The following is an 18876-nucleotide window of genomic DNA, read 5'->3' on the forward strand; positions in this document are numbered from 1 at the left end:
CACTATTGGCATTAGCGTTTGTATTAGTATTAGTATTGGCATTAGCGTTTGTATTAGTATTGGCATTAGCAATCGAGATCCCCGCAGTTAAGTTAAAGCGCATGGCATCTTCAAATGACCAATCGACTTCAATTAAATCTTCACGCTTGACTAAACTCGTCACCCCAGCCATTTGGTAGCTAAGCTGAAACAATACTGGCACCCAATCACCTTCAGGTAGGGCTTCAGTAAGCGGTTTAGGCGCCTGTTGATTCATGATAAAGCCAACCACATAACCGCCATTGGCTTGCTTGATCAATACGGTTTTTTGATTCTTTGGCTTACCGTCTCGTTTCATTAAGTTCGCAATATCACGAATACTGCCATAGACAGATTTAAACAGCGGGAACTTCATTAATTGACGCTCAAGCCAAGCGTATAACCAAGCAAATGGGCTAAATGAAAATAACAGCCCTGAAATAAACACTAACACTGCCACCAAAATAAACCCGGCGCCGACAAAGCTGTTTTCTAAATTAACAATATCCAGCAGTAAATGGCCTAAACCATCTAAAGAAATAAATAATGACCAGAATAACCACAGACTCAGTGCCATTGGCAGTAAGTTAGTTAAACCACGAGAAAGGGTGTTTTTCATTGAGCCTACAAAACGAACGAGGAATTACAGAAATTTTAACACAGTTTGCTAATGCTCCAGCCTATTTAGCCCCCTTGTTGAGCAAAGGCTAATTAACTTTTGTGAGTTGGCTCACAGCATTAGCACTACCAGCATAAAAGTGACAGCAATAAAAAAGTCCCATTAACCATAATGAGACTGTTATTTTTTGCTTGCAGGCAAACATAGCTTACATATTTAGATCTTTTTCCATCTCTTCATAGGAAGTATGGCGAACATCTTTACCTTTAACGAAATAGATAATGTACTCACAAATGTTTTTACAGCGGTCCCCCACACGCTCAACCGCCCGCGCAGCCCAAAGTACATCTAACACACCAGGAATTGAGCGAGGATCTTCCATCATATAGGTCATTAACTGACGAATAATCCCTTCATATTCTTTGTCTAGTTTGGCATCTTCTTTGTGTAACTCTAAGGCATTATCAGCATCCATACGTGCAAGCGCGTCCAGTGTCGAATGCAAGGTACGGGTTGCATGGCGACCCATGTTTTCAATACTCACCAATAATGGCTGTTGATTGTTTAAACGTTTATCTAATGCTGCTTTTGCGATACGTACACAAGCATCACCAATACGCTCTAAATCTGTAATAGTTTTAGTTATGGTGATAATTAAACGTAAGTCACTTGCCGCTGGTTGGCGCTTAGCAATAATGCGGGTGCATTCTTCATCAATTGACACTTCCATGCCATTTACGCGGTGATCGCCATTAATCACTTTTTGGGCAAGCTCGGCATCTAAGCTACCAAGAGCATCAAGGGCTTGTTCAAGTTGGCGCTCAACTAAACCGCCCATGGCCAAAACACGGTTACGAATATCTTCTAATTCAGCATTAAACTGTCCAGAAATATGCTTATTTAAACTTTTGTTTTCCATTACTTTATTACCTTAATTATCTCTGACTTTCTCACCAATGACTTGCCATAAGCGCCAGCTTACTCACTTCGTTATTATTAACCGTAACGACCTGTGATGTAATCTTCGGTTTTACGCTTTTGCGGCGTGGTGAAAATGGTATTGGTATCCGCATATTCAATCAACTCGCCCATGTACATAAAGGCGGTTTGATCAGAAACCCGCGCCGCTTGTTGCATGTTATGGGTCACTATCACTACTGTGTATTTCGATTTAAGCTCAGTGATCAGCTCTTCGATGGTTAAGGTTGAAATAGGATCCAGTGCTGATGTGGGCTCATCAAGCAATAACACTTCAGGCTCAATAGCAATAGCGCGAGCAATAACCAAACGTTGTTGCTGACCACCCGATAGGCCAAAAGCATTATCGTGTAAGCGATCTTTCACTTCATCCCAAATCGCAGCGCCACGTAATGACATTTCAGCAGCTTCGTCTAGTTCGCGGCGATTACTCACCCCTTGTAGGCGTAAGCCATAAACCACATTCTCATAAATTGATTTAGGAAATGGGTTTGGGCGCTGGAAAACCATACCGACATTTCGACGCAACTGAGCGACATCAACATTTTTGTCATAAATATTTTGCCCGTTCAGTAAGATTTCACCACTGATTTTACAGGTTTCAACCAAGTCATTCATGCGGTTAATACAACGCAGTAAGGTTGATTTACCACAACCACTTGGGCCAATAAAGGCGGTGACTTGTTTTTTAGGAATTTTCATTCCAACGTTATATAACGCCTGCTTATCACCATAACGTAAATCAAGGTTACGAATTTCTAGGGCAGTATCCTGTGCGGGTAAGTTTGCTAAATCAATAATGTTAGATTTAGTTGCGCGTTGATCAATTGAAATCATTTTTGTATTTTCCTCAGGATATCGCTAATTAATGTTCTAGCGAACGGAATTTTTCACGTAAGTGATTACGTACACTAATTGCTGTTAAGTTAAGTGTCACAATCACAGATACTAATAAGAATGAAGTCGCGTAAACCAATGGTCTCGCCGCTTCAACGTTAGGGCTTTGAAAGCCAACGTCATAAATATGGAACCCAAGATGCATAAACTTACGTTCTAAATGCACAAACGGGAAGTTCATATCAATCGGTAATGTCGGCGCCAGTTTTACCACGCCCACTAACATCAGTGGTGCTACCTCACCTGCTGCTCGGGCGACCGCAAGAATAAGTCCGGTCATAATCGCAGGGCTTGCCATTGGAATAACAATGCGCCATAAGGTTTCAAATTTGGTTGCCCCTAAGGCTAAGCTGCCTTGACGCACGGCACTTGGAATACGGCTTAAGCCCTCTTCCGTAGATACAATCACCACAGGTAAAGTTAAGATAGCCAAGGTTAAGGCTGACCAAATCACCCCTGGAGAACCAAACGTTGGCGCAGGCAATGCTTCAGGGTAAAACAGCTGATCTAACGAACCACCAAGCATATACACAAAGAAGCCCAAACCAAATACACCATAAACGATTGATGGCACACCGGCTAAGTTAATCACCGCAATACGGATCATCTTAGTAATTGGCCCTTTTTTGGCGTACTCATGTAAATAAATTGCCGCGATTACGCCAAATGGGGTCACGATAACCGCCATGAGCATCACCATAAATACCGTACCAAAAATAGCAGGGAACACGCCGCCTTCGGTGTTAGCTTCACGTGGGTCTTGGCTAATAAAACGCCCCATGCCCACAAACCAATGACCGAGTTTATCGACGATGTTCATGTGATTGACATAGCTAACATCAAGCACGCTATCAAGTTTTAAGGTGACCTCTTCACCGCGCATATCACGCACAACCACTGAATCTCGCGCCGCTTTGTCGCGCAGGGCAAATAAGTCTTTTTCCATGACTAAGTAGTCTTGGTTTAACTGCTCTGCTTGGGCGTCCATCTCAGCTTTAATCGCTGGAGTGAGTTTGCCATCCAGTTCATATTTACGCTCTTTTAGGCGCAAACGCTCTAAGGCATAGTTCACTGAACCAATTTCAGACTTTTGCAGTGCCAGCGCCTCATCAGCAATATCAACTGCACGCTTGATATGTGCTACTAACGAAGTTTCAATGGCCTCGCCGGTAATATTTAAGCGCTTACCGTCTTCAATGACCGCAATTGGATAACCGTAAAAGTTACCATTTTTAGCCCTTTCGAGCATGGCCACATCAGCTGGCTTTTCACGGCTGACGATATCGGTGCCGAGGATCCAGCGAAAATCTAAGCCAACGAATTCACGGTTACCGGTTTTAACTAAGTAACGAGTCACAAACTCGCCAGGATGTTCATCAAACTGATGACCCGCTGCAATTAAACGTTCAGTGGGCACTTCTTCACGGTCGTAGATTTCACCAATTAGGGTTGTTTTAACGCCATTATTGTCTTCTAGCTGCCACTGATAAATATCGGCAGGCCAGAAGTAACTTAAGCCGCGCCACGCAATCAATAACAACAAACCCAGTACTGCAATCAAACAAATGCTCACCGCACCGCCAGTCATCCAAATCCATGGAGAACCTGATTTAAACCACTTACCCATTGCACAAACCTCTCAAGGCGATTGGCGAAATATTAAAAACTCTGTTCATCTTCATTCCTTAAAGTGAGCTATAACGTTCACGTAGACGTTGGCGTACCACTTCAGCAATGGTGTTAAAGACAAAGGTGAATACAAACAACACAAATGCCGCAAGGAATAGCACACGGTAATGGGAACTACCAATGGCAGACTCTGGCATCTCGACGGCGATATTTGCCGCTAGAGTACGCATCCCTTCAAACACACTCCACTCAAGGATTGCGGTGTTACCTGTTGCCATTAATACAATCATGGTCTCCCCCACTGCGCGGCCTAAACCCATCATGATGGCAGAGAAAATACCTGGGCTTGCCGTAAGCAGCACCACGCGGGTTAAGGTCTGCCAGTTAGTCGCGCCCAGTGCCAGTGAACCATTTGATAAATGACGTGGCACTGAGAAAATCGCATCTTCAGCAATGGAGAAAATTGTTGGAATAACCGCAAAACCCATCGCAATACCCACAACAAAGGCGTTGCGTTGATCGAATGTAATGCCTAAATCATTGGTAATGAACTGACGGGTATTACCATCAAAGAAGGCGATTTCGATTACAGGGCTAATCTCAAATGAGAACCAACCCACAAACAAAATCACTGGAATTAACATGATCTCTTGATAGGTTTCAGGTAGGCGTTGCTTCCATTTCGCTGGCAATTTACTCCAGGTAAATGCACTGACTAAAATACTGGTGGGCAGTAATGTGAGTAACACTAAAATGCCCGGTAAGTGATCTTCAATCAATGGCGCTAACCAAAGGCCAGCTAAGAAGCCTAAAATTACTGTCGGCAGTGCTTCCATGATTTCAATGGTCGGCTTAACCACGCCGCGCACTTTTGGCGACATAAAGTAGGCGGTATAAATCGCCCCTGCAATGGCCAGTGGCACGGCAAATAACATTGCATAAAATGCCGCTTTCATGGTGCCAAAAGCTAACGGCATTAAGCTTAATTTTGCTTCAAAATCATCTGAGCCCGAGGTTGACTGCCATACATATTGTGGCTCTGGGTAACCTTCGTACCAGACCTTTTCCCACAAAGCACTCCAAGACACTTCAGGGTGAGCATTATCAACCGCGAAAATGTTGAGCTTATTATTAGCTTCAACCACTAAGGCGTTTGAACGAGGGCTAAATGCCATCGCGCCCGGGTTGGCGATATCAAATGTTTCAGTGAATAAGTTGCGCTGACTGGTGGTATAAAGCAGTGATAGCTCACCTTCAGGGCTGACTACCGCAAAACTTTTACGGTAAAACTCTGTCGTCATGGCTCCGACTTTAGCGTCATTGTCAAAGTGTCTTATTTTTTGATACAAACGACCACTGCGACCACTGACTTGGAAATACTGGTCAATTAAGCCATTATCATAACTGACTAAAATTGAACTAGCACCTGCTAGCAGCATCACTTTCGACACCACTGACTTACCATTTTTCACATCGATAACTTGCAACAAGCTAGGTTCGTCACTATTGCGAATATCATAAATAAACAGTTTATTCGATGTTGGCAGGATCAATTGACGATGATCCGGTGTCATTAAGGCCGTAAAGGCATTATTGGGTGCATCTTTGATATAGGTTAAATCTGAATACCATTCGATTTCTTCAGTCATCATGTTTTCTTCGCCTTCAAGGCGACTTAGCTTCCACGAGCCATTGTCATCTTGATAAGCAAAACCAACACGATTATCGATATAATCAAAAACCAGATTGTTAAGGGCTTGGCCTTCATCCACCATAATCGGTGTTTCACCCAGTGGATAACGTAATCTTGGGGTAATGGTGCGCTTGTTATCTGGGTAAGTTACTCCAAAATCCACCCCGACGATTAATGCTTCACCAGTGCTTAAGCCTAAGGCAAAACGTTGCTCGTTAGGTTTAGCTTTAGCGCTACTAACAACCGTTGCGCCCTTAGGAAGCTTAGGTTTGAAGCTGGTGATTAACTGACGCCCTGCAACTGAATAAAAATCAACTTGGCCATCGACTAATACCCGATAAGCAATTTCATTTTGCTCATCACTGCCGACCATTAAGGTCGCGACCTCAGTTTGTTGATAGCTGATGGTTGAAATAGGCTCAACATCGGCGCCATCAAATATAGGTTTAATCACATACAATAAATAAAAGAAAATCAGCAACAAAGCGACAAATACCATGGTGCCACCCACAGTGACACCCACTTCAGCTGCCTTATCCATAAACGCTCTACGGCTGGTTTGTCTGTTTACTAACAAACTCTTCGCCGCAGAACCAGGCTGACTTACCTGACTTTCCATTAAGAACCTCTATAATTAATCGTTAACGATATTTCGCTATGATTGTTTGATTCGCTGTGTTACTAACTAAACGGTGCTTTTTACTTAAGCGAACTGTTTTTTCTTTAAGCAAATTGCCAGTTTTAAAACAGCTATTTAGCTTGTGTTTATGGCAGACTATAAATGCCATATTTTATTGAGCTGAATTATATGACGTCTTTATGACAGTAGTGTTACAGCAGATTTATTTGTTAAAATTTTGGGAGTTTATTTTATGCTTCATTACCTGATAACCCTTCAAGCACCTGATAGAAAAGGATTAGTTGAACAAATCGCCAATGTAATAAGTCGTCATAACGGTAACTGGCTGGACTCAGAAATGCGTCATATTGATGGCATTTTTGCGGCAATATTACAGTTAGAAGTATCAGCCCTTAAATGGGACGCATTATTAGATGCTTTAGAGTGCATTGACGGCCTAACCTGCAGCTTTAATAAAACCAGCCAAACCCCTGTACCAATAAAACGTCTCAGCTTCAATTTAGTCGCTTATGACCGTGAAGGCTTAGTGCTGGAAATCTCAAATAAGATCAATGCCCTTGGGATCAACATCGAGCAATTTAGTAGCAAACAAGAAACTGCTGGCCACACAGGCATCGCCTTGTTCAGGGCTACAATGGGCTTGGGGTTATCAGATCCATGCCAAGAAGAGCAACTTACTGACTCTTTGTATGAGTTAGGTGATGATGTGGTATTAGATAAGCTCAGTAAAAGTGCTTAATAGTCAATATTTTTCAAGGCACTTGAACAGCATATTCAGAAGTATTGAAAGCTTGAGATGCAAAATAATCAGTCATGGCCAAGTCCATGACTTTTTATCCCCTACTTGAGCGTATTTAAGGAGTATTTCTCCCTAAAGCCAATCTAAAAAAGCGGTTAATCTAACGGGCATTCATCTGGTAGACTGCATGACATAATCAACAATAACACCACAATATAAGAGAATACCGATGTTAGGCACCTTATCAAAAATGCGCACTCACCTTAATGAACAAGATGAAGTGCAGTACGAACTGCCGGTTGGCGATAATAGCGTTGCGCTAAACCCATTAATTGGTAAAACCCTAACCCTTAGCCATACAGGCAATATTTTCTGTTGTAATTGCGGTAAAAAAACCAAGAAGAGCTACTCTCAGGGCCACTGCTATGTGTGCATGCAAAAGCTGGCAAGCTGTGATTTATGCATCATGAAACCTGAAACCTGCCATTTTGATCAAGGTACTTGCCGTGAGCCAGAATGGGCGCAAACTCATTGTTTTGTGCCTCACTTTGTTTACCTATCAAATACTTCAGGCATCAAAGTCGGCATTACCCGTTACACCCAAATCCCCACGCGTTGGATTGACCAAGGTGCCACCCAAGGGCTACCTATTTTCAAGGTCTCAACTCGCCAATTGTCAGGTTTAGTGGAAGTTGAGTTTGCTAAACTCATCAATGATAAAACTAATTGGCAAGCCATGTTAAAGGGCAATGCTGATGATGTTGATTTAGTAGAAATGGCTCAGCAATTAATGCCTGAAGTAGAGCAGAGACTCGTTGAACTGCAGCAAGAAAACCCTGATTTTGTTATCGAAAGGCTCGATAATTCGATACAAAGCATTCATTTCCCTATCACTGAATTTCCTAAAAAAGTTAAGTCGCATAACTTTGATAAAACACCTGAGGTCACCGGGGTTTTACAAGGTATCAAAGGCCAGTACTTAATCTTTGACACTGGGGTGATTAACATCAGAAAGTTTTCATCTTACGAAGTAGAAATCGCACAATAGCCAGTCACCTTGCGTTAATTCTTCATATAAATGTGATTGTTTAGATTAATACTAACAGCTTGCTTTAACAAAAAAAGCCGCCGACATCACTGTCAGCGGTTTTTAGTTTTTGGACGCAATTGCTTAATTAAAGCCTTGTTAATTATTAAATAATTCAGTAGCTGTCATTATGTGGGATAGCTCTTAGCATCATGGTGGTTAATTTATCAAAGCGTTGTTCTCGATTTTGAACCGGTTTATCTGTTTCAGTGAAACCTTGAGCAAGTACACGCCAAATAGGTTGTTGACTATTAGGAATAAATATCGCTACAAGTACAGAACCCTTTTCAAACTCGTCATCTATCCCTGCTGTTGATAGTCCAGCGACTAAGCCAGCCTTGTCCATAATTTCTTTATCGCTCATTTCAGACTCTAACGCCATGCCAAAACCTATGACCATACTTGGCGACTGCGCTTCACTCACCAATGAATAGCCTTTTTGCTGCATAATTTTAGTAATAGATTGGCGCATATGTTTAATAAGCTCTTCATCATCAAGCTTATTAGCAGTATGAACACTAAACATCGTTGGATGCCAAGCAAAGGTTTTGCCATAAGGCGATATTGCGCCTAAATCACCAGTGGTAACCATAGTAACACTTGTTGGCACATGGACTTCTGTGGCCTCTTTACTGGTGCAGCCAGTTAAGAAAATCAATAATAAACTCACCCATAAAAAATGTTGTTTCTTTATCATTTACGCCTCAACTATCTATTTCAACCAGATTGGTAGTTTAGAAGGTTACAAAACCTCTTATTAATATAAATCTACCATATAAACCATAACCTAACCTGACTGAAATTCAACGAGATCACAAACTTAATAGCCAGTATTCACCATCCAAGCACTTATAAAACAAAACACAGGCGTAACACCAGCGCCACTCAAACCCATCATTTAGCAAACCAATGTAACTCACAAAAAATGCTGGCATTGTCATTCGCATCATTCAGGGATTAATTTTCACTAGGTTACTGTTTAAATTAAGGCTAATATGCAGTTCAAAAATCTTTTATCCTAACCCCCAAAACAAAACCTTATATGGAATTAATTTTTACTATTGCATTATTCGCCTTTTCAGCCGGTATAACCCCTGGGCCAAACAATATTATGTTGATGACCTCAGGAGTGAACTTTGGTGTTAAACGTAGTATTCCCCACTTGATGGGTATTTCTTTGGGCTTTCCGACCATGATACTGGCCATTGGTCTGGGGTTAAGTAGCTTATTTCAAACCTACCCCATCATGCACCAAATTATAAAAGTCGTTGGGATCACTTACTTACTTTACCTTTCTTGGCTAATTGCTAACAACAACAGTAATTTAGAAGGTAAACAAACCAGTAAACCCTTTAGCTTTATACAAGCTGCAGCCTTTCAATGGGTCAATCCTAAAGGCTGGATAATTGCAATTGGTACCATTGCGACTTTCACGAACATTGAGCAACCGTTAACACCTCAAGTGCTCACTATTGCCATGGTCTTTTTATGTATCGCACTGCCCTGTGGCTCTGTGTGGCTAAGTTTTGGGGTTGGGCTGAAAAAGTTATTAAAAAATCAACGACAGCAACGCATTTTCAATGTTTCGATGGCAGTGTTATTAGTGCTGTCGATCATTCCGATGATCCTACCCAATAGTTAACCCAAGTAGTAACAATAGGTTTATATGTCTGAAATTAGCCAAGTCGAATTAGAAACTGCCAACTGGGTTTCTAAAGTGATTATGAAATACAATATTTGTCCTTTTGCCCGCCGTGAAATCGAACGCAATAGCATTCGCTATTTCACTTGTGAACAAACCAAAGTAAAGCAGGTAATGAAGGATTTTTTAACTGAATGTCAGTATTTGGATGAAAATCCACAAGCAGAAACCACACTGTTTATCTTGCCTCGTGGCTTTGAAGGGTTTTACAGCTATCTTGATATTGTTGACTTGGCCAATGACAAGTTACTTGAGCATGACTATGAAGGGGTATATCAGTTAGCAAGTTTTCACCCTGACTATTGTTTTGAGGGAGAGCCCCAAGACAGCGCAGCAAACTATACCAATCGTGCGCCTTATCCAACCATCCATATTATTCGCGAAGCCAGTATGGAAGCCGCCTTAGCCGAATATAACGAACCTGAAACCATACCAGAGCGTAATATTGCTTTTGCAGAAAGAAAAGGCAGCGACTTTTTTGAAGCGTTATTAAAGCAGTGCAAACAGAGTTAGCACTGCTAAGGGCCGCTAGAAGGCTTCATTGACGTTAAAGTAAAAGCCGCTGTCACCATCACCAAACGCTAAATCTAGGCGTAAATTGACTTTAGGCTTAACCTCTAAACGATAACCGATACCAATATTAGGCAGTAACTCATCAAAGGACAATTCGCCCACTTTGTCTGCAATACTGCCTGCACCAACCCAATAAACCATGCCGTGCCTGCCAGTTAAATGTTGTCGATACTCCACCTGAGCCAGCAGCATTTGTTTGTCACGATAGCGACCAGTGGTGTAGCCCCGTAATGAATTACCTCCACCGATTTTAGATAGCTGATCCCAAGGTACATCGCCGTGGGTGAAGCGTCCGCGCACTTGCCATGCTATGGTGTCATCATCAAGGATTGGATAATAGGCACTGTATAAAGCGTTATAGACTTCAAAGTCGTGCTTGCCGCCAAAATCTTCGCGATACACGCCAATCTCAAACTGGCTAATGCTCCCCTGCTGCGGGTTAAGCACATGATCGCGGGTATCATAGTTAATTAATAAATTGACCCCAACATTACGAGAAACTTCTTGTAAAGGGTCAACATCCACATCAATTGAGACCACATCAACATCCGTGGCCTTTGCATAGGTAAAATCAAAACCTGCTCCCACAAAACTATGGGCGGATATGCGCTGCAGGAACATAGGGTTAACTTGAAATGTTTGACTATTAAATTCAACCCGATTTAAGTCTTGCTGGTTAAATTCATAACCTACGCCGTAGTACACATCCGGTATGTCATACACATTGGCATTTAAATAAAGACGTTGGTTATCGCCATTAAAAAAGGTTTTATTTTCAATCCCGACCCCTAGCGCGCCATTGATTGAGGCTAAACCATTAATAACCAAAGAAGATAAATCACTTACAGTATCCTCTGGGTCGACTTGATATAGCCCAACCACAGATATCCCAACACCTAAACTCATTTCAGGGTTATAAAATGGCCCAGGTAAATAGCTAAAATCAATGCCCTTATCTGGATCAAACTCACCATCGGCACCGAGGTTAGTCAGTAGGTTTTCAAACCAGCCTTGATCTTCAGCTTCATCGGTTATGGTTTCAAGCTGATCAGCGCCAACCAATACCGCCTCTCCTTCGCTTGTTGTTATTGGCGCTGACGTTTCTGGCTTTATTGTTGAATTTACTTGTGAATTTATTTCTGCGTTGGCAGAAATAGCCGCATTCGCCTCCGTTAATGGGGCAGCAATAGCGGCATTGATGGCAAAAAAGCTGGCACAATTTACAATCAGTAGGCGAGTAACAAACGGACTAATTATTTTCATTTAACAGCGCACCTATTGCTGGTTCAATTGTGGCAGCGTCATTAATAGCTGCACCAGTGTCTGCAGCATTTTGAGGCTCTGTTTGTTCGCGAGTGTCTGGCAAGTCATCTAGCGGCGTTTGTTGATGGGTCAAATGAGGGTTTTCAGCTAAATGCTGCTTTAACAACTTATAATCCTCACGTTCATCATATTTAGCAATCTCTACAAACTGCAAATGGGTAAAGCCATCAAGCCATAATTCTTCTGGTACGTGGCTAAATGAACCTGCAAACTTTTTATCTACACTAATGTGCTGCACAGCCACTTCATCAAAGTTAATCCCAAAAAGCTCAACGGCTAATGATAAGTGTTGTGGTGATGCAGGCGCGTCGTAAACTGCTGCTACCTTGTCCCATTGATCACTCGCCTGAGCTTGCTCTTTACTGACCAAATAAGGTGATTGTTTGTCGCCGAGTAGGTAATGACGTTTAAGTAATACGAATTTATTTGGTAGTGGCTCGTTTGAGTCCCACCAGTCACCATCGATTGCCCTAAAGAGCGCATTGGTTTGCTCTTTAGATAAAGGCTCCAACCAAGCCAATGTGGCCGCTAACCAACCCGTCATATGATAATCATATTGCTGCTTGGTCATGGCTAAATTGTTGGTCAGGATTGCTAACGCAATTTTGGCTCCCAGCATGTTTGAATATAAATCTTCTAACGAATAAGCCGATACCGCTTCTGTCCATAAGGCAAAACTGCGATAACCATGCCACTGGGATATTTCATGGGCTTCAGCCATAGTAAAGGCTAAGCGTACCGCCATGGCCGCCGCTAACTCCCAACGGTCATCTGCCGATAAATAACTCACATCAAAAGCGGCAAGTTCAAAGGTTCTATGGCCAATTTCTAATGGTAATTCAATTGACTGTGCCTGACCCAGTTTAGGCTGAATAAGATAAAACAGGGCAATAGCATTATCAGCGGTATCACGCACATGGGCTAAATCAATAAAGCCGCCTTTACGGGTATAAAGCATGCCATTGTTTTCCATGCTCTTACCGCTATCAGGTGAGCCTTTTTCATAACTAAATGTACCGGCATCAAATGCATGTGCGCCAATATCCTCAAGCGCTACTGTGTTAGCGTGACGATAAAAAGGGATCGGTAATAACCCCATAGCGACTTTTTGGTCAAAACCAAAAGCACAACAAGGTCTGACACTGGCGGGCATTGAAAGTGCTGCATTTTCAGGAAGGGTAATATCTCTGACTAAGGCATTATCAGGTATATCATCTAAAGCGGCACTGACCGCAATATCTGTGGGTAATGCGCGCACTTGCCACTCATTACTAGAGCAAGCGCCTAAGGTCATAACTAAGCCTAAAAATGATATCGCTACGGGAATTTTTATGATTTTCATTGAATAAAAGCCCTGATTTCTTTATTAATTTGTTTAGGAAAGTCATTACTCAATCCGTGAACACCGTCAGGTATAACTATGATAGGTGCATTTAAAAACTCAGCAAAACGACGACCGTTATCTAATGGGAACACCACATCCTTTTCCCCCCAGATTAAGATGGTTGACGGTAAAGAGTCGGCAAATTCGTCGGGGTTTAATTGATCCCGATAAGCCGGCAAGGTGGTAATAAGAGATTCTTTTTGTGGCAGAGAGTCGGCAAAGTAATATTCATAAACCTGCTGGTCGATGAACGCTGGCATCCATGGATAATCAACGAAAGTTTTTTCAAGTAAACGTCTTACTTCAGGGCCATTTTTAGGCACAAACACCGCTTCAGGCACATCGGCACCAAAACGCTTAGTCATTGCTAGCATATCCTCATCTGAAAATATCAGTCCAGGACTTGCTAGCATCACCACCTTATCCACTTTGGGCTCGTGGATCATTAAATCAAAAGTGACAAAACCACCAAAAGAAATACCCACCAGGTTAACGCTGCTTAACGCTAATTGGCTTATCAACTGTTGCATAGCTTGGGTTTCACTACTGATAGTGGCAGGTGCAGCGCTATAGGACTCACCAAACCACAGTAAATCCGGCACTATCACTTGATAATCCTCACTCAAGTCGAGCATCATTTCATACCAGCTGGTCATGCCATTACCACCAAAACCGTGTAGTAATAATAAAGTGGGTTTAGCGCTATCGCCCCCTTGCCAGTAATGTAACTCGCCTCCCTCAGTCAATGACATTTGATGACGCTCAAAACCGTTTTTGAGCAAATTGTTTTGTTGGTGATCATCAACCATGGCAACAATGCTGCAGCCACTAAGCAATAGCGCAAAAAAACTAAGGATTATGAGTCTCATCAATATTAAAACCTATATCCAATACCTGCCATAAAACTAGTACGAGTACCAATACCGCCCTCAAGCAGTAAATCAAACCCTTTACCCAACTCAATTTGGCCACCAATTAAACCATTCCATTTATCGGCTAAATGTTGGTTAACTTCGAATTTAGCACCAGGAATAGGCACGCCAATATCCTGTAAAAAACCACTGAAGGTTTGCTCAACATTTTGGTACATTCCGCCAATCCAAATTTGGGTATCGTGACCACGGATATCAAAACGGTAGCCAACTCTTGGTGAAACAACAATTGAACTGATTTCACCTTCTAAAATATCTAAATCTGTATTGGTATAATTAACATCGAGCAAGGCAAACCAGTTACCAATACCGCCAACAATGGTGCCACCGGCGCCATAGGTTAAGCCTTCAAAATTTAAGGCAAAGTCAAAAGGAGCGGTTTCTACCGGCTTAAATGGAGGAGGAAGATCTAAGTTGACCGTGACATTTGCAATACTACTACCTGAGGTTTTACCAATAATGCCGTATAAATTTAAAAAAGGCAGCACCCACATATCAGCACGAAAGGTAATTGTTTCTGACTCTTGAATCGCTTCACTGCCTTTAATTGAGACAATTTCATCAAGCAGACCTAATCCCGAGAAACTGACATTTTCTACCACCAATGGCTGATCCATATTCATATAGGTCACCCCTATGCCATACGGCTTAGGTAACTCATAGCCTAAATCAATGGCATCTTGTGCCCAAATAGGAAAAACTCGGTCATATTTAGGCTGAACTTCGATAGCTTCATCCGCAGCTTCTGTAACCGACTCGTTAACGGACGCATTCACGTTTGCTTGAGTGGCAAAAGCAGTAAAACCTAAAAAAATACCTGATAAAACTCTTAACATCATGTAGGGATATCCTTGAATAACCATGATTCTTTAATAGGCTATAAACTGAATAAATTCAACTTTAGCTATTATAGTGTACTGACAATAAAGCGTTGATATTTTGTACGAAAAATACCAAGCTGCGCATAGTAGAGACGGAAGCTGAATTTATATTAAAAGCCCTCAATATAAAAATAAATTCATTTAAACATAAGCACTTAATACGCAATTTCTCCATCAGGTTTACAGTCATAATGTTTTTGAATATAAAAACAAACAAATCTATAACAAACCTAATAACCTTGTTGAGACGCGATTGTTAGAAATGGTTATTAATTAACGCTGCAACTCATTGTCGCAGCCTCTGAAATCGTAATTACCACTCTTTTATGAATTTCAAAATTAGTAATATAACCGCACTCACCTGCGATGATCTCGCCACTATCAAGCTCTATGTGATAACGATATGCGCCATCTAACTGCGCTAAATCATAATACAGGGTGTTAGTATGCATGGCGGCGATGTCACCAAAGTCTAAGCGGCTATGGGGAAGTTTTACCACCGCTGATTCAACACCTTGAGCTGATTGATTACTGATGGTCAAACTGGGACTGAGATATAAGTACGACCAATATATTAATAAAATAAGCCCGCATAATAATATCGACACTTTGGCAAATAGTGCCCTCCAGCCAGTCACGACCTTAAGTTTATTACCCTTTGTAAAAACCATTTAGACTTTGGTTCCTTTCACTGTAAACACTAAAGGCACTGAGTTACCTTTAACAATAGAATGAAACTGATTAGGCGCTTGCTCTATCAAATTTTCAAAGCAGTTATAGGGGCTAAATGGATACTCGTTAAGACTATCAATTCTGATCCCTGCTTTGATTAGCGCATTAATAACATTACTTAATGAATGCGGCCAAGTCAGCATAGTTTGTGGTGTCGAAGCTGTTGATTGCGGTGAAGATGCAGACTCGAAATTACCGTGTGATTCGGTATAACTACCCTCAACCACCACATCAGCCTCAGTTTTATGAAAATAACTATAACCTTCTAAAACATCCTGTAGTGGATGAAACTCAGCCATATAAAAACAGCCACCCTGCTTTAAACTCTTGGCAATGATGTTTGCCCAACGATCAAGACAAGGCAGCCAACAAATGGTGCCGTATGAGGTAAATACAATGTCAAAATCAGTGACTTGCTTATCGGTAAATTGGGGCAAACTTTGATCGCCAAATTGATACACATCGGCGCAAATAAACTCGGCTTTTAGCTCACATTGCAATGCCAGCTCATTAGCTTTAGCAATGGCAACATCCGATAAATCAACTGCAGTGACAATTGCACCTTTACGAACCCAAGATAAGCTATCAAGACCAAAATGGCATTGCAGGTGTAATAAAGATTTTCCATTAACATCAGTAAGTTCAGCTGTTTCAATTTCGGTTAATGAAGATTTTCCCTTCAAAAAACCAGCCACATCATAAAATGATGAATCAAAATGCACTTTTGCTCTTTCATTCCAAGCATGCTTATTAACTGAAACATAATCCATCATCAAAGCCTTGTAAGTCATTATTAATATTGTGTATTTTATAAATATACAATTTTATAATTAGCGCCTGCTTAACCTGCGACCAAATAGGACACAGTTAGCAAACAAATGATAAACATTATGCCGAAAAATGTATCTTACGGATATAAAAAAAAGCCGACAATAAAAATTGTCGGCTCGAGGGAATATCTGCGTATTTCTAGCTTAAGGTAAACTTTTGTACTTGCTCAGACATTGCCGCTGCGTCTTCTAATAAGGTTTCATTGAGCTGACTTAAAGCAGTCGCAACGTTTTGAGTTTGACTGTATATTTCACTAATTTGCATGGCATTGCGATTTACCTCTTCTGCCACTGCCGCTTGTTCATGTGTTGCTGATGCAATTTGCTGATTCATACTGTCAATGGTATCTATCTCTGCCACTATTTGCTGTAATTCATTACCCGCTTGTTCAACTTCAATAACACTCTCATCAGCACTAACCATACCACGTTCCATGGTTTGCACCGCTAATTGCGCGCCCGTTTTTAAACGTTCAGTCATGCGTTTAATATCGTCTGTTGAAGACTGTGTTCTTTGGGCGAGGGTTCTCACTTCATCGGCTACCACCGCAAAACCTCGGCCTTGCTCACCCGCCCTTGCCGCTTCAATAGCGGCATTTAACGCTAGCAAATTAGTTTGCTCTGAAATCGCACTAATCACTTCTAAAATGCTAGCAATAGACTGAACATCTTGATCTAAAGTCTTTATCGCCGTTGAAGCGTCATTAATTTCACCAGCAAGATGCTTAATAGACACCGCCGTTTTTGATACGCCAATATTACCGATATTGGCTTCTTTATTGGCGGAGCTTGATGCATCGGATGCTTGTACAGCATTAGCGGCAATTTGGGTAACGGTTGCGCTCATTTCAGTCATCGCTGACGCCACCTGTTCAGCTTCTAAGTGGCCTTGTTCAATATCTTGTCTCATGCTGCTTGCATAGCTATTAACTTGCTCAACCACATTAACCAGCTGGCTGGCATTGTGTCTCACTTGAGTAATCACAGTTTCAAAATCTGCCATCATCCCATTGAAGGCTTTCGCTAGCTCACCAAACTCATCGGTTGAGTCGTGATCAATTCTCGTGCTCAAATCAAAGTTATTACCAGCATGGCTAACCTTATTAAATAATTGATTTAAACTGCGACTTAAATATCTAGAGACCGATAGACTTAGCCAAACTAGTAATAATACCGATACCGTTAATGCAATGAGCGAGCTCCACATTTGTTGACTAGCCGTGCTCAATTTGTGCTGGGTAAGTGTTACGAGTTCGGTGGCGAGGTATTGTTCAAATTTAGCCAATAGATTAATTCGGTTAGTGGATGTTTTAAACCAAACTTCAGGATGTTGATTTTTAATCTCTTCAGCATTTTGTGAAAATGCAATTTGTCGTATGGCATTAACAGCATTAACTTCTTTTGAACGGTTATCTTGTTCAAACCGCGTTAATGCCAAATCTGTCGCCATAGTGCTAAAGCGTTCAGCATAGGTATTTTGCTCAGCCACTAAGGTCACAAACTTTGCATAACCACCCGCTTTAAAACCTTGCTGTCCAAAGGTCGAACTTAATACCGCTCGCTCAATACCCGCACGTTCTTTTAGTTGTAAAAACGCCCCGAATGAAGCGAGTTTCAAAGACAACTCACTGATGGTACTTTGCATAGCGGTTTCATCAACCACGGATAATAGGGTTTTATTTAAATCTGAATAATATTTCACTTCTTCAGCCACTGAGATGCTTAGATTATCTACTGAGCGGCGGATACTTTGAAGTTGTTGTAATTGCGAGTCTATTTCTCTTAATGTTGAACTGATTTTTGCAGGAAAGTGATCTGCAGCTGGAATACTCGAAAAGTTAGACACTTGTTGATCTGTCATTGAGCGTTGCTGAGGTAAATCCTGAGCAAATGATTGACCTTTAGAGCCCAGAAAACCTGCACTCATGCCACGCTCCTTTTGTAATTCATGTACTAGGGCGCTGTTGATAACGGCCAGTTCACTTAACGAAAGTACCGTATTAAGCTCTGTTTGTATTTCATATTTATTGTGCACAAACATGCCACCATAAATTAAACAGATTAACAGTGGAGGAATAATTAATAGTGAAAGTTTGAGTCGAGTATTGAGATCGATAATCCATTTCATGACAGCTGTGACCCTTAAGAAGTGTGTTATGTTTCTAATTGAAATTACATTCATTAATGTAACTACAGCGACAGGATTTTCTAAAATATGT

At 41.5% G+C, this 18876-nt stretch carries 16 protein-coding genes and 1 pseudogene; 4 read left to right on the forward strand and 13 right to left on the reverse strand.

Annotation, left to right across the window (positions count from 1 at the left end):
- Positions 1-73 precede the first annotated feature (73 nt).
- The 5 genes and pseudogenes from BCU94_RS03965 to BCU94_RS03985 all read right to left on the reverse strand — a co-directional run.
- Positions 74-637 (reverse strand): annotated as a pseudogene (locus tag BCU94_RS03965) (DUF502 domain-containing protein); the annotation flags it as partial.
- A gap of 208 nt (positions 638-845) precedes the next feature.
- A complete protein-coding gene (gene phoU / locus BCU94_RS03970) occupies positions 846-1556 on the reverse strand; it encodes a phosphate signaling complex protein PhoU (protein ID WP_102437679.1) in 711 nt (236 codons plus the stop codon).
- A gap of 77 nt (positions 1557-1633) precedes the next feature.
- Positions 1634-2452 (reverse strand): phosphate ABC transporter ATP-binding protein PstB, encoded by an 819-nt coding sequence (pstB, locus tag BCU94_RS03975; protein WP_102437681.1) that lies wholly within the window; start codon positions 2450-2452, stop codon positions 1634-1636.
- 28 nt (positions 2453-2480) lie between these two features.
- On the reverse strand, positions 2481-4139 hold the full coding sequence (gene pstA, locus BCU94_RS03980) for a phosphate ABC transporter permease PstA (RefSeq protein ID WP_102437683.1): 1659 nt from the start codon (positions 4137-4139) through the stop codon (positions 2481-2483).
- Positions 4140-4197: 58 nt separating this feature from the next.
- Entirely contained in the window at positions 4198-6453 is a 2256-nt protein-coding gene (locus BCU94_RS03985; RefSeq protein ID WP_102475668.1) for an ABC transporter permease subunit, read from the reverse strand.
- Positions 6454-6706: 253 nt separating this feature from the next.
- On the opposite strand from BCU94_RS03985, the gene BCU94_RS03990 reads away from it, so the two are divergent.
- Together BCU94_RS03990 and BCU94_RS03995 are read left to right on the forward strand one after the other, a co-directional pair.
- Positions 6707-7213 carry an ACT domain-containing protein gene (locus BCU94_RS03990; protein ID WP_102437687.1) on the forward strand — a complete coding sequence of 169 codons (507 nt, stop codon included), beginning with the start codon at positions 6707-6709 and terminating at the stop codon, positions 7211-7213.
- 229 nt (positions 7214-7442) lie between these two features.
- Entirely contained in the window at positions 7443-8261 is an 819-nt protein-coding gene (locus BCU94_RS03995) for a DUF2797 domain-containing protein (protein ID WP_102437689.1), read from the forward strand.
- 154 nt (positions 8262-8415) lie between these two features.
- Here BCU94_RS03995 and BCU94_RS04000 read toward each other — a convergent pair whose 3' ends face one another.
- Positions 8416-8997 carry a DUF4136 domain-containing protein gene (locus BCU94_RS04000; protein WP_102475669.1) on the reverse strand — a complete coding sequence of 194 codons (582 nt, stop codon included), beginning with the start codon at positions 8995-8997 and terminating at the stop codon, positions 8416-8418.
- Between the two features lie 345 nt (positions 8998-9342).
- Here BCU94_RS04000 and BCU94_RS04005 point away from each other — a divergent pair, with 345 nt between their 5' ends.
- Positions 9343-9942, forward strand: coding sequence for a LysE family translocator (locus BCU94_RS04005; protein ID WP_102437693.1), 600 nt, complete (start codon positions 9343-9345; stop codon positions 9940-9942).
- A 24-nt stretch (positions 9943-9966) separates the two neighbouring features.
- Positions 9967-10515: a DUF1415 domain-containing protein gene (locus BCU94_RS04010; protein WP_102437695.1), complete on the forward strand. Its 549-nt coding sequence runs from the start codon at positions 9967-9969 to the stop codon at positions 10513-10515.
- A gap of 15 nt (positions 10516-10530) precedes the next feature.
- Here BCU94_RS04010 and BCU94_RS04015 read toward each other — a convergent pair whose 3' ends face one another.
- From BCU94_RS04015 to BCU94_RS04045, 7 genes are all read right to left on the reverse strand, one after another.
- Complete coding sequence (locus BCU94_RS04015) at positions 10531-11838, reverse strand: BamA/TamA family outer membrane protein (RefSeq protein ID WP_102437697.1); 1308 nt, start codon at positions 11836-11838, stop codon at positions 10531-10533.
- A complete protein-coding gene (locus tag BCU94_RS04020; RefSeq protein WP_198589253.1) occupies positions 11825-13240 on the reverse strand; it encodes a DUF4056 domain-containing protein in 1416 nt (471 codons plus the stop codon). Before BCU94_RS04020 ends, BCU94_RS04015 begins: the two co-directional genes overlap by 14 nt.
- Positions 13237-14151, reverse strand: coding sequence for an alpha/beta hydrolase (locus BCU94_RS04025; protein ID WP_102437699.1), 915 nt, complete (start codon positions 14149-14151; stop codon positions 13237-13239). Before BCU94_RS04025 ends, BCU94_RS04020 begins: the two co-directional genes overlap by 4 nt.
- A gap of 5 nt (positions 14152-14156) precedes the next feature.
- Positions 14157-15053 carry a virulence protein gene (locus BCU94_RS04030; RefSeq protein WP_241900939.1) on the reverse strand — a complete coding sequence of 299 codons (897 nt, stop codon included), beginning with the start codon at positions 15051-15053 and terminating at the stop codon, positions 14157-14159.
- A 311-nt stretch (positions 15054-15364) separates the two neighbouring features.
- Positions 15365-15766: a hypothetical protein gene (locus BCU94_RS04035; RefSeq protein ID WP_102475670.1), complete on the reverse strand. Its 402-nt coding sequence runs from the start codon at positions 15764-15766 to the stop codon at positions 15365-15367.
- Positions 15767-16597 (reverse strand): class I SAM-dependent methyltransferase, encoded by an 831-nt coding sequence (locus BCU94_RS04040; protein ID WP_102475671.1) that lies wholly within the window; start codon positions 16595-16597, stop codon positions 15767-15769.
- Positions 16598-16796: 199 nt separating this feature from the next.
- On the reverse strand, positions 16797-18785 hold the full coding sequence (locus BCU94_RS04045) for a methyl-accepting chemotaxis protein (protein WP_102475672.1): 1989 nt from the start codon (positions 18783-18785) through the stop codon (positions 16797-16799).
- Positions 18786-18876 lie beyond the last annotated feature (91 nt).

The sequence above is a fragment of the Shewanella sp. 10N.286.52.C2 genome (assembly GCF_002874545.1).
GTDB lineage: Bacteria > Pseudomonadota > Gammaproteobacteria > Enterobacterales > Shewanellaceae > Shewanella.